We start from the raw sequence: 12,506 nt of genomic DNA, 5'->3' as shown, positions 1-12,506 counted from the left end.
CGAACGGCGCGCGGGCTGCGGATGCGACGCGAACCGTGTGCGGAATGCGCCATTATAGCCAATCGGCAGGTGGCATCCGCGGTTGGATCGGCGCGATAATCGTCTGGCGACTCACGCTTCGCGTCTCTACCGTTTTGTGTCTCCCCTTCGAACCCGCGCCGCTGCACGCCGGCCGCACGTCATCAAGGAGCATGCATGGAAGAAGCACGGCATTTCATCGGCGGCGAGTGGTGCGCCGCTTCCGGTGGCGAATCGATCGCTGTCCTCGACCCGTCGGATGGCCAGCCGTTCACGCGCATCGCGCGCGGCACCGAGGCCGATATCGACACCGCCGTGCGCACGGCGCGCCGCGCGTTCGACGGCGCATGGGGCGCGCTGAGCGCCGCCGAGCGCGGCCGCGTGCTGTACCGGCTGTCGCTGCTGGTGGCCGCGCGCCAGGAGGACCTTGCACGGCTCGAAGCGCGCGACACCGGCAAGCCGCTCAAGCAGGCGCGCGCCGACGCCGCCGCCCTCACCCGCTATTTCGAGTTCTACGCCGGCGCCGCCGACAAGCTGCACGGCGAGACCCTGCCCTACCAATCCGGCTACACGGTGCTGACGATCCGCGAGCCGCACGGCGTGACCGGCCACATCGTGCCGTGGAATTACCCGATGCAGATCTTCGGGCGCAGCGTCGGCGCGGCGCTCGCGACCGGCAACGCGTGCGTCGTCAAACCGGCCGAGGACGCGTGCCTTTCCGTGCTGCGGGTCGCCGAACTCGCCGCCGAGGCCGGCCTGCCGGCCGGTGCGCTGAACATCGTCACCGGCTACGGACACGAAGCGGGCGCCGCGCTCGCGCGTCATCCCGGCATCGATCACATCTCGTTCACGGGATCGCCCGAAACCGGCAAGCTCGTCACGCAGATGGCCGCCGAAAACCACGTCCCCGTCACGCTCGAACTCGGCGGCAAGTCGCCGCAAATCGTGTTCGCCGACGCCGATCTCGACGCCGCGCTGCCGGTGCTGATCTCCGCGATCGTGCAGAACGCCGGGCAAACCTGCTCGGCGGGCAGCCGCGTGCTGATCGAGCAGGCGATTTACGAACCGCTCGTCGACAGGCTCAGCAGCGCATTCCAGGCGCTGCGGGTCGGGCCCTCGAATGCCGACCTCGATTGCGGACCGCTGATCAGCGCGAAACAGCAGCAACGCGTGTGGGACTTCCTGTCGGATGCGCAGCACGACGGTATCGCGATGGCCGCACACGGCGAGGTGATTCCAGAAGCGCCCGAAAGCGGCTTCTATCAGGCGCCGACGTTGCTGCGCGACGTGCCCGCGAGCCACCGCCTCGCCCGCGACGAAGTATTCGGTCCGGTGCTCGCCGCGATGTCGTTCCGCGACGAAGCCGAAGCGCTCGCGCTCGCCAACGGCACGCAGTTCGGGCTCGTCGCCGGAATCTGGACACGCGATGGCGCGCGCCAGATGCGGCTCGCGCGACGCGTGCGCTCGGGCCAGGTGTTCATCAACAACTATGGCGCGGGCGGCGGCGTCGAGTTGCCGTTCGGCGGCGTCAAGCACTCGGGGCATGGCCGCGAGAAAGGCTTCGAGGCGCTGTACGGCTTCACGGTGCTGAAGACGATCGCGATCAAACACGGCTAGCTGGCGGACCCGGCTCGGCTTGCCATCAACGCGGGCCGCGCATGCAACGTGTTACACGCAACAACCACGCAACAACGCATCGTTCTATCCATCACAAACAACGGAGACATCATGCGGTTGACAGGTAAAACGGCCATCGTCACGGGCGGCGGTTCGGGTTTCGGCGAAGGTGTCGCGAAGACCTTTGCGCGCGAAGGCGCGAACGTCGTGGTGAACGACCTCAACGGGCCGGCCGCCGAACGCGTCGCGAGCGAGATCGCGATCGCGGGCGGCAAGGCGATCGCGGTACCCGGCAACGTCGCGCAACGCGACGACTGGCGCACGTTGCGCGAGGCCGCGCTGGAAGACTTCGGCAGCGTGCAGATCGTCGTCAACAACGCGGGCACCACGCATCGCAACAAGCCGGTGCTCGAAGTGACCGAGGCCGAGTTCGACCGCGTCTACGCGGTGAACGTGAAGAGCATCTACTGGAGCGTGCAGGAGTTCGTGCCGTATTTCCGCGAGCAAGGCGGCGGCAGCTTCATCAATATCGCGTCGACGGCGGGCGTGCGGCCGCGGCCGGGGCTCGTCTGGTACAACGGCAGCAAGGGCGCGGTGATCGTCGCGAGCAAGTCGCTCGCCGTCGAGCTCGGGCCGGAGCGGATTCGCGTGAATTGCGTGAATCCGGTGATCGGCGAGACCGGGCTGCTGTCCGAGTTCATGGGGGTCGAGGATACGCCGCAGAATCGGCAGAAGTTTCTGGCGGGAATACCGCTCGGGCGATTTTCGACGCCGCAGGACATTGCGAATGCGGCGCTGTATCTGGCTTCCGATGAGGCGGAGTTCATTACCGGCGTGTGCCTCGAAGTGGATGGGGGACGCTGCGTGTAGTGGTTGGTCACGCGCTGCGCACGCGATGCGTGCGCAGTCAGTGTTTTCCCCCAATATCGATTCGTCATGCAAATGTTTTGGCGCGGATAGAATCGATCGGCGGCGGCACTTCAATTCCATAAAAAAAGAGGAGACACAGTCATGGCTAGTCCTGCAGATCCGCTTCATCATCCCGGCGCCGGGGCGCCGCCTTCCACGTTCGAAGAGGCAACCTATCGCAAGGTGACGTGGCGGCTCGCACCGCTATTGATGCTCTGCTACATCGTCGCGTATCTGGACCGGGTGAACGTCGGCTTCGCGAAGCTGGGGATGAGCACCGATCTCGGTTTGAGCGACGCGGTGTACGGCTTCGGCGCGGGGATTTTCTTTATCGGCTATTTCATCTTCGAAGTGCCGAGCAACGTGATCCTGCATAAGGTCGGCGCGCGCGTGTGGATCGCGCGGATCATGATCTCGTGGGGCGTGATCTCGATGCTGACGATGTTCGTCACCACGCCGACGATGTTCTATGTGATGCGCTTTTTGCTCGGCCTCGCGGAGGCTGGGTTCTTCCCCGGGATCATTTTGTATCTGACCTATTGGTATCCGGCGCATCGGCGTGGACGGATGACGACCTGGTTCATGACGGCGATCGCTTTGTCGGGTGTGATTGGCGGTCCGGTCTCCGGGTACATTCTGAAGAACTTCAATGGCGTGAATGGATGGCACGGGTGGCAGTGGCTGTTTCTGCTCGAAGGGGTGCCGTCGGTGCTCGTCGGTATCATCGTGTTCGTGATGCTCGATGATCGGATTTCGAAGGCGAAGTGGCTGACTCGCGAAGAGCAGCAGTTGCTCGAGAGTCAGGTGTCGGCCGAGGAAGCGACCAAGCACGACATGCCGATTCGTGAAGTATTCACGAGCGGGCGGGTGTTGATGTTGAGTCTCACCTACTTCTCCTTCGTGATGGGGCTTTACGGCGTGAGCTTCTGGTTGCCGACGATCATCAAATCGACCGGCGTGACCGATGCGTTCGTGATCGGCTTGCTGGCGGCGGTGCCGTTTGCGGCGGCCGTCGTGGCGATGGTGTTCGTTGCGCGCAGTGCGGATCGGTCGCGGGAACGACGCTGGCATATCGCGTTGCCGGCGTTTCTTGGTGCGGTGGGCCTCGTGCTTTCCGTCATCTGGACGCATAACACCTTGCTTGCGATGACCGGGCTGACGCTGGCCACGATGGGCATCCTCACGACCCTGCCGTTGTTCTGGAGTTTGCCTACGGCGATTCTGGCAGGCACCGGCGCCGCGGCGGGGATTGCGATGATCAATTCGATCGGCAACCTGGCGGGTTTTCTGAGTCCTTATGCCGTGGGGTGGTTGAAGGAGGTGACGGCGGCGAATGACTCGGGGATGTATATGCTTGCGGCCTTCCTGGTGCTAGGCGGCTTGCTTGCTCTTAGTGTGCCGGCGAAGATGGTCAATCGATGAAGCCGTTTTTCAGGTGCGAAGCCCTGGCGGGCTTCGCACACCTGGCTCCCGGCAGGCCGGCATGGCGCGATTGACGCGATCGCAACACGGCAACGGCGGCGGCCAGCACAGGAGGGACCATGCGGTCGGAGGTAAAGTCCGGCGGGCGCCTGAGACGTTATGCAATCGCGACGATGGCCGTCATCGCCGGCCTGATTGTCGTGGGACGGATCACCGGCATCCTGGTCGACTGGCTGTGGTTCTCGTCGATCGGCTACGGCGGCGTTTTCTGGAGCGTCCTTTCCGCAAAAGCGCTGCTGTTTGCCGCGGTGTTCGCAGTCTCGGCATCCGCGATCTGGCTGTCCGGGATTCTCGCGCATCGTTACGCGACGCGCGTCGATATCTTGCGAGCACAGGCAGCCGATCCATCGCGCGCGACGGAAATTGCCGGCGATCTATCCGAACTGATCGCGCCGCACGTTCCCTGGCGCACCAGTATTGCCTGCGTCGCGCTCGTCGTTGGGCTGCTGATCGCCGCGAGTGAAGTCTCGAACTGGGACGTCGCGCTGCGCTTCATTTATCAGGTGCCGGTAGGCGAGCGCGATCCGATCTTCGATAGGGACATCGGCTTTTATCTGTTCTCGCTCCCCGCGTATGTCGCACTCAAGAACTGGCTGCTGCGGCTGATATTCTGCAGCGCGATCGTGGCAGCGGCCGTCTACGCGTTGCGCGGTGACATCGCGCTGGAGCCGCCACCACGGACGCTGTCGGGCGCCGCCCTCACTCACGGCTCGGCACTGCTCGGTTTGTTCTTTGCAGTGAAGGCCTGGTCGTGGTGGCTCGAGCGCTTTCTGCTGCTCTACGGCGACAACGGCGTCGTGGTCGGCGCCAGCTATACCGACGTCCATGTCGAGTTGCCGGTCCTGTGGATGCTGGTGGGCCTTGCCGCGGCCTCGGCCGTCGCCCTCGGGATCAACATGCGCCGGCGGAGCTATCTGCAGCCCGTCGTTCTCGCGCTGCTCGTGTTCGGCAGTTCATTTGTGTTCGCTGTGATCTATCCATCGCTGTTTGAACGCTTCTATGTCAAACCAAGCGAGCTGAAACTGGAAACACCCTATATCGAGCACACCATCGCGCTGACGCGACAGGCTTACGGCCTCGCAAAGATCGAGGTCAAACCGTTCGAGGCCGAGCAGGGACTGACGCTCGACTCGCTGCAGGCCAATCGGGCGACCATCGACAACATCCGGCTATGGGATGTGCAACCGCTGATGGATACCTACGCGCAGTTGCAGGAGATCAGGACTTACTACAAATTTGTTGCGGTGGACATCGACCGCTACCAGCTCGACTCCGGCTATAGGCAAGTCATGCTGTCGGCGCGCGAACTGGATCCGGCGATGCTTCCGCCCAACGCCCAGACCTGGGTGAACCTGCACCTTATCTTTACTCACGGCATCGGCGTCGTGATGTCGCCGGTCACCGAGAAATCCGCCGAGGGCTTACCGTCTTTCTATCTGCACGATATTCCGCCGGTCTCCAACGGCGCCCCGGTGATTCGCGAACCACGTCTGTATTTCAGCGAAGGCCGGCAGGACTATGTGATCGTGAACGGCAACGTAGCTGAATTCGACTATCCGCAACGACCGACCAATGCCTACACGACGTATAGCGGGCGCGACGGCGTCAGCCTCGGCGGTGTGGGAAGCCGCAGCCTGTTCGCCTGGCAGCTCGACGATCCGAACATTCTGCTGAGCGGCTACATCACGGACCAGAGCCGGATCCTGCTTCACCGCAACATTCAGGACCGCGTGCGTACGATCGCGCCGTTCCTGACGCTCGACCATGACCCCTATGTCGTCGCGACCAATGGGCGCCTGTTCTGGATCCAGGACGCCTACACCGTCAGCCAGTGGTTCCCCTACTCCCGGCCGGGTTTCGGCGACGGCGCCAACTACATCCGGAACGCGGTCAAGGTCGTGGTCGACGCGTACAACGGCACGGTCGATTTCTACGTCAGCGATCCCGCCGATCCGCTGCTGCGCACCTACGAGCGCAGCTTCCCGGGTTTGTTCAAGCCTTTGGACGCGATGCCACCGCAGCTGCGGCAGCATATCCGCTACCCCGAAGATCTGTTCCTGATCCAGGCGCAGCTCTACCGCGCGTATCACATGGACGTGCCGGAGGTCTTCTACAACCGCGAGGACCTGTGGCAGTTTCCGCAGGAGCTGGTCGGAATGGATGGCGGGAGCTCGGCCAGCACGATGCCGCCGTACTACACCATCATGCGGCTGCCCGGCGACGCACGCGCCGAGTTCATCCTGATGCTGCCGATGGTGCCGAGCCAGCGGGAAAACATGATTGCCTGGCTGGCGGCGCGTTGCGATCCGCCCGGGTACGGCAAGCTCATCGTGTACACCTTCCCGAAGGACAAGCTGGTCTTTGGCCCGTTCCAGATCGAAGCGCGTATTCAGCAGAATACCGAGATCTCGCAGCAGATCTCGGTATGGAACCAGATGGGCTCACGCGTCATTCGCGGTCATCTGGTGGTCGTGCCGATCGAGAACTCGATCCTCTACGTTTCGCCGCTCTATTTGCGCGCGGCGTCCGGTCAGTTGCCGGAGTTGAAGCGGGTGATTGCCGCCTATGGCGACCGGGTGGTGATGGAGGACAGCCTGGGTGAAGCGCTGGCGGCGCTTTTCAGGGAGACCGCGCAACCGGCATCGCCACGCCAAGGCACGGCGGACGCTCGCGCGCGCGAGGCACTTGCCCACTATGACCGCGCCATCGAGCGACTGAAGGCGGGAGACTGGAGCGGCTTCGGCGCGGAACTGGATGCCCTCCGGCCGTTGCTGGAGGCACTCGGCGCCGGCCATTCCGATAAGCAGAAATGACCGCGAGAAAATAGCCCGGTCCGCGTTGGGTGGCTCTGCGTCGATCAATGCGGTACACCGAGGCAAGCGTCGGCAACATCGGCGATCCGCTCGCTGTCGGCGTGCGCTTCGGGAAACCGGTCGACGCACTTGATCTGCGCGTAAGTCCACCACGTTCCAGGCGGATCGTGACCCAGCCACATCACCGTGGCCGCGACCTTGGTTCGCAGCCCCCATTGCCGCCAGTCGGCGCCTGTTGGCGCAAAGTTTCCGTGACTGTCCTTGTACAGGTTGCGGTCCAACCCGTACCGCTTCAGATAGGACGGATTGATGCGCTCCTCGGACGTAGCCGGCTCGCTGCCTGCGATGCCCGCTTGCGCGTTTGCCACGTCCCCGCGCAGATCCCTCTCGACATAGCCGATCACCGACAACTCGAACAGCAATGCCCCGGCGACTGCCGTGCCGGTCACAATCGTACAGAGCGAGAGCGCCCAAAGCACCCGCCTGGTGGTCGTCGATGTCTTCATCGCTCCCGACCTCCTTCCGGCATCGGGATTCGTCGCCATGCCCGGCGCCTGGTTCGCCGTTCAAATGGCCGTTAGGGGCGCTTCAGGCCCTTTGTAGAATGTCGATCGCCTTTTCGGCGTCGTCCAGCGAGTCGAGCGCGATATAGGCGATGAACTGCGTGCCAAGTACGGCGGCCGAGACCCCGCGGAGGTTGATCCCCCCATCCGCCAGCGCCCGACTCAATTGCGCGATGATGCCCAACTGGTCCAGACCCATTACCCGGATCGAGTGAAGGCTCGGCGTCACGCTGAACCCCACCTGGGTGGCGGCACGGATCGCACTGTCGCCCTCTAGCGGAGCGACGAACACGACACCCTTACCCGATGCCTCGGCCGTGCGGCGCGCCACGACGAACTGCAAGTCGGCTCCCGCATCCCGCAAGGCGCTTAAGACCTTGGCAAGGCCCCCCGGTTTGTCGTCGATGGTAGCTGCCCAGACATCGACCCGTTCCACGCTCAGTTCCATGGCAATGCCTCCCGCCTCGAACCTCATTAGAAAAATCTAGTTCACGAACGGCACGCGGGCAAGCCCTGCCGGACAACGCGCCGCCCGGCAATCCGCGTCCAGCTTGCTGCCAGGGGGCATCTGTATCAAGATCAAATCGCCTCATCACCAACAGGCGACTCTCATGACAGACGATCCCGAGCGCGATCCCGCTACCGATCCCGACGAACTGAAAGGCCCCGGCGGCATGTCTTTGCGGCAGATCCACGAACAGGTGCAAAAGTCCGTCCGGCGCGACCGCGACGCGCAGACTGCGCGCAAGCCGGCCGCTCCGCCGCAAAGCCGGTGGCAGCGATGGGTGCGCTATGTATGGGGCCGTAGCGGGCGGCGCTAGCCGCAGACCCGTCGCATCGTGAAGTCCGCACTGCATCTCGCCGGCTACCCATTTGGGTGGTGTGCGTCCCCCTTCGTTCTGTCATTGTGAACCCGTCGTCATGGCTCTACCTGGACCGGTGAGCGAACGACGACGCGGGGCACCAGCAGGTCGCACGCAACTGGCAGGGGACTTGAAATGGAAACCACATCCTCGAGCGGAAATCCTTTGATGGATCTTTCGGACAATCTGGCGGACATCGTCGAGCGCGTCGGGCGGAGTGTCGTGGCGGTATACGGCCGACATCGCATGCCGTCGAGCGGGGTAATCTGGCGAGATGGCGTCGTCGTGACGGCGGCACACACGATCAGGCGTGAAGACGGAATCGAAGTCACATTGGCCGACGGCCGTACGGTCGCCGCGGTTCTCGCGGGTCTGGATCTGGGGTCCGACGTCGGCGTGTTGAAACTGGACACCGCGGACATCGACCCGATCGGTTCTGGCGAGGCCCACTCACTGAAGCCGGGTCATCTCGCACTCGCCGTCGCGCGTGCGGACGATTCCGGCATCAGCGCCGACTTTGGCGTGATCGGCAGCGTAGGTGGCCCGTGGCGCACGTGGAAAGGCGGACAGCTCGATGCGTTCGTGCGACTGGACGGCGGTCTGCGCTCAGGTTTCTCCGGCGCTGCCCTCGCGGATATGCGCGGGCAGGTCGTGGGCATTTGCACTTCGGCACTAATGCGCGGCGCCGGTATCGTGATTCCGCGGATGACGGTGGAGCGCGTCACCGACGAACTGTTGATCAAAGGGCGCGTCTCACGGGGCTACCTTGGTGTCGGCACCCAGCAGGTCACCCTGCTGGACGCCTGGGTCAATCAAATGAACCTGTCGTTCAATAGTGGCTTGCTGATCAATTCGCTTGCGCGGGGCGGCCCTGCTGAGCAGGCGGGTGTGCTGATCGGCGATGTGCTGATCGAGCTCGACGGCAAGCCTTGCCGCGACATCGGCGACGTGAGTGCCGCGCTGAGCTCCGCAAGCATTGGGCAGCAGTTGCAACTCAGCTTGATCCGAGGTGGCGAGCGCCACGCGTGTTCGGTAACCGTGGGCGAACGGCCCCCACGCAATTCGTGCAGGTGACGTCCGGGAAGCGACGAAATGTCGGATGGACAGACGGTACAGTCGGCGCCTCTACGGGTCGTGGTGATTGCGGCATCGTCGCAGGAGCGAGCAAGCCTGCAAGCGCTGGTCGAGGCGAACCCGGCGCTTGAGTGCCTGGGTAGCGCAGCCGACGCCGAAGCGCTCGTCGATTGCCTCGCCGGAGCCGGTGTCGGATGTAGTCATCGCCGACATCGCGCCGGAGGCGAGCGAGGCGCTCAAGACGCTATTCGACCTCTCACACGCGTCGCCGTCGCTCGTCCTGCTGAGCGACGCGCCGGACAGCGACGGGATCCTCGATGCGTTGCCCGCCGATGCGGTCGCGATCCTGCCGCGCAACGCGCTGCCGGCCGAAATCGTCGCGTCCATCGAAGCCGTCGCCGCAGGCCTGTGCGTGCTGACACCCGACCTCCTCGCAAGGCTCCTGTCCGGAACCGGACCCTCGCGCCAGAAGGCATCCGGCGAACCGTTCGAAGCCTTGACGTCGCGAGAGATCGAAGTGCTGGCGATGCTCGCCGACGGACTCGGCAACAAGGAGATCGCGCGGCAACTCGACATCTCGGACAACACGGTGAAATTTCACCTCTCGTCGATCTTCGGCAAACTCGGTGCGACCAACCGCACCGAGGCGGTGTTGCTCGGCATGCGGCACGGATTCATCATGGTGTGAGCAATCGGACTCACTTATGCGAGACGGTAAACCTTGCTCACCGTTCCCCGGAACAAGGCTTCCCGCTCACCGCGACTCGCTTGAGCAGTCAGCTTCTTGAAGGCGTTCCAACCGTTGCTGAATGGATACGAGCCCTTGTCCACCGGGAAATTGCTTTCGAACATGCAGCGGTTCGCACCGAACGCCTCGATACACGTATGTATCCATGGCTTCCACGCCTGCACCAATTCATCCGACGACGGCGGACGCTCGCCCTTTTCAAACTCGAAGCCATTGATACGCATGCCGAGGCCGCCCACCTTCACATAGACGTTCGGCAACTCGGCGAGTGCGCGCATCGAACGGGACCAGGCAGCGAACACGTCGGCGCGCTGATTTGCGTAGCTGGCGATTCGGACCACGCCGCCGCAATGGTTGATGATGAAAGGCGTATCGGGATAGGCCTTGGCCAGGTCGAACAGCTCCGGCAGTTGCGGGAAGAACAACCACGCGTCGTAGGACAGACCCAGCGAACCCAGTTGCGCGACTCCCGCCCGGTAGGCGGGGTCGAGCAGCAGCCCTCGCGGCGCCGCCGACAATGGATTGACCAGCGTCTGGTCGGCATCCCAGGTAACGAGGTGCCTGACGCCACGGAACCGGCCATCGCCGGCATGCAGTTCTGCTTCGAGAACATCGCGCACCGCCGCGCCGCGGCGAAGATCCGCATAGCCGACCATCCCTTTCGCAACCTGCGGCCTGCCGCTCTGCAACGGAGCCGTGACGCCCGCGACATACTCGATTTCTCCGACGGGGCGCAGCGGCTCAGGGCCCGACGGGCGATACCGTGTCAGCGCCTGCATGAACACCGACGCAGTGATGTTGTGGCCTGAGCGCGCGTCCTGAAGATACTCGTCCAGAAGGTAAGTCCAGCCGGGACGCTCGTAGAAGTGATGATGGGCGTCGATGATCGGCAGGTCGGGTTCGAGTGCGGCTTCGGTGCCGGAAGCGAGCCACTCCGCCCGAACGGGAAGGTAATTGCTGGTTGTGCTCACGGAGTGCGTTTCCTCTTTTGCAAATGCCTGACGCAGAGTGACAGCGGGGAAAATCATTGATGCCGCGGCAGCGCCAAGCAACTGCCGACGTCGCGGCGATAGGGATTTCTTCATGCTCATTCTCCGCGACCGAATGCATAGAGCGACAAGGTCAGCAATGTCGTGATGCCCAGCACGATGGACAGACCAATCATGCCGGCCGAGAACGTGCCGAAACTGTCCTTCAGATAGCCCACGAGGTAAGGTCCCGCAAAGCCGCCGAGCGCACCGATCGAGTTGATGAAGGCGAGACCGCCGGCAGCCGCCTGTCCGGAAAGGAAGCGGGACGGAAGCGTATAGAAGATCGTGCGGCCCGCAATCGTGCCGATCAATGCGAGCGTGATGCCGGTCATCGCCGGAATCAGTTGATGGAAATACGTCGAGACTCCCAGCGCGATTGCGCCAATCAGAAGACCCGCGGCCAGATTTGCGATCGGCCCGCCGCGACTGTCGACTCGCTTGGCCCACCAGAGCAACGCTATGGTGGCAAAGAAGTAAGGCACGGCCGACATCCAGCCGGTCTGCGTCACGCTCATCCCGTGAGCCCTCAGCATCTGAGGCAGCCAGATGCCGATGCCATATGAGCCCATCGTGAAGCCGAAGGAGATCATCGCCAGCACGTAGGTGCGCACGTCCTTCAACGCCGCGACGAAATTTTTCTTCTTCTGACTGGACGTGCCTTCCCGATCGAACGCGCCTTGCAGAGCTTGCCGTTCCTCGTGCGACAACCACTTCGCATCGGCGGGTTTATCCGCCAACATTTTGAGGACCAGAAAGCCGAGCACGCACGCGGGCAATCCTTGAACGATGAACATCCATCTCCACCCCGCCAGTCCCAGCACCCCGTCCATATGGAGCAGCGCGGCCGAGAGCGGGCCGCCGACCAGCGACGACAGCGGCGTGGAGACGGTGAACCATGCGAGCACACGCGTGCGATAGCCGGCCGGAAACCAGACCGCGAGAAAGAAGATCACGCCGGGAAAAAAGCCGGCCTCACCGATACCGAGCAGCAAGCGGATCGAGTAGAAGCTTTTTGGGCCAACAGCCAGCGCCGTCGCCGCTGCGAAGAAGCCCCACGTGATCATGATGCGGGCGAGCCAACGCCGTGCGCCGAAGCGGTATAACGCCAGGTTGCTCGGGACCTCGAACAGACAGTACCCCGCGAACATGATGCCCGCCCCCCAGCCGAACTGTGTGGCGGTCAAGCCAAGATCGTGATTCATCGTCAACGCCGCGAAGCCGACGCTCGTGCGATCCAGATAGTTGAAGAAGTACGCAAGTGCGAGTAGCGGAATGAAGCGCCACGCGGCTTTGCTGACCGCGGACTGCTCGAGGGTGGAACCTGCCGCGCCGCCGGTCGCGATGTTCGATGAAATGGATGTCATGCTCGTCTCCAGACGAATCACGGC

General features: G+C 63.5%; 11 protein-coding genes. 7 read left to right on the top strand and 4 right to left on the bottom strand.

Annotated elements, in window-relative coordinates:
• Positions 1 to 195 precede the first annotated feature (195 nt).
• The 4 genes from EVC45_RS15545 (at position 196) to EVC45_RS15530 (ending at position 6,839) form a co-directional block, all read left to right on the top strand.
• Positions 196 to 1,635, top strand: coding sequence for an aldehyde dehydrogenase family protein (locus EVC45_RS15545; protein WP_129958863.1), 1,440 nt, complete (start codon positions 196 to 198; stop codon positions 1,633 to 1,635).
• Between the two features lie 111 nt (positions 1,636 to 1,746).
• Positions 1,747 to 2,505 (top strand): SDR family oxidoreductase, encoded by a 759-nt coding sequence (locus EVC45_RS15540; protein WP_129958862.1) that lies wholly within the window; start codon positions 1,747 to 1,749, stop codon positions 2,503 to 2,505.
• A 141-nt stretch (positions 2,506 to 2,646) separates the two neighbouring features.
• Positions 2,647 to 3,966, top strand: coding sequence for an MFS transporter (locus tag EVC45_RS15535; protein WP_129958861.1), 1,320 nt, complete (start codon positions 2,647 to 2,649; stop codon positions 3,964 to 3,966).
• A 119-nt stretch (positions 3,967 to 4,085) separates the two neighbouring features.
• Positions 4,086 to 6,839 (top strand): UPF0182 family protein, encoded by a 2,754-nt coding sequence (locus EVC45_RS15530; RefSeq protein WP_129958860.1) that lies wholly within the window; start codon positions 4,086 to 4,088, stop codon positions 6,837 to 6,839.
• Positions 6,840 to 6,883: 44 nt separating this feature from the next.
• On the opposite strand, the gene EVC45_RS15525 is transcribed toward EVC45_RS15530, so the two are convergent.
• Both EVC45_RS15525 and EVC45_RS15520 read right to left on the bottom strand, forming a co-directional pair.
• A complete protein-coding gene (locus tag EVC45_RS15525; protein WP_129958859.1) occupies positions 6,884 to 7,345 on the bottom strand; it encodes a hypothetical protein in 462 nt (153 codons plus the stop codon).
• 82 nt (positions 7,346 to 7,427) lie between these two features.
• Positions 7,428 to 7,850 carry an ACT domain-containing protein gene (locus EVC45_RS15520; RefSeq protein WP_129958858.1) on the bottom strand — a complete coding sequence of 141 codons (423 nt, stop codon included), beginning with the start codon at positions 7,848 to 7,850 and terminating at the stop codon, positions 7,428 to 7,430.
• A 163-nt stretch (positions 7,851 to 8,013) separates the two neighbouring features.
• On the opposite strand from EVC45_RS15520, the gene EVC45_RS15515 reads away from it, so the two are divergent.
• The 3 genes from EVC45_RS15515 to EVC45_RS15505 all read left to right on the top strand — a co-directional run bounded on the left by EVC45_RS15515 (position 8,014) and on the right by EVC45_RS15505 (position 10,027).
• A complete protein-coding gene (locus EVC45_RS15515) occupies positions 8,014 to 8,223 on the top strand; it encodes a hypothetical protein (protein ID WP_129958857.1) in 210 nt (69 codons plus the stop codon).
• A gap of 210 nt (positions 8,224 to 8,433) precedes the next feature.
• On the top strand, positions 8,434 to 9,339 hold the full coding sequence (locus EVC45_RS15510; RefSeq protein WP_129958856.1) for a S1C family serine protease: 906 nt from the start codon (positions 8,434 to 8,436) through the stop codon (positions 9,337 to 9,339).
• A 127-nt stretch (positions 9,340 to 9,466) separates the two neighbouring features.
• Positions 9,467 to 10,027, top strand: coding sequence for a response regulator transcription factor (locus EVC45_RS15505; RefSeq protein ID WP_248295149.1), 561 nt, complete (start codon positions 9,467 to 9,469; stop codon positions 10,025 to 10,027).
• A 14-nt stretch (positions 10,028 to 10,041) separates the two neighbouring features.
• On the opposite strand, the gene EVC45_RS15500 is transcribed toward EVC45_RS15505, so the two are convergent.
• Both EVC45_RS15500 and EVC45_RS15495 read right to left on the bottom strand, forming a co-directional pair.
• On the bottom strand, positions 10,042 to 11,172 hold the full coding sequence (locus tag EVC45_RS15500; protein WP_129958855.1) for an amidohydrolase: 1,131 nt from the start codon (positions 11,170 to 11,172) through the stop codon (positions 10,042 to 10,044).
• A gap of 2 nt (positions 11,173 to 11,174) precedes the next feature.
• Positions 11,175 to 12,482 carry an MFS transporter gene (locus EVC45_RS15495; RefSeq protein WP_129958854.1) on the bottom strand — a complete coding sequence of 436 codons (1,308 nt, stop codon included), beginning with the start codon at positions 12,480 to 12,482 and terminating at the stop codon, positions 11,175 to 11,177.
• Between the last annotated feature and the right edge of the window lie 24 nt (positions 12,483 to 12,506).

The organism is Paraburkholderia sp. UYCP14C (genome assembly GCF_004197395.1).
GTDB lineage: Bacteria > Pseudomonadota > Gammaproteobacteria > Burkholderiales > Burkholderiaceae > Paraburkholderia.
This window is presented reverse-complemented; position numbering and strand designations above follow the sequence as displayed.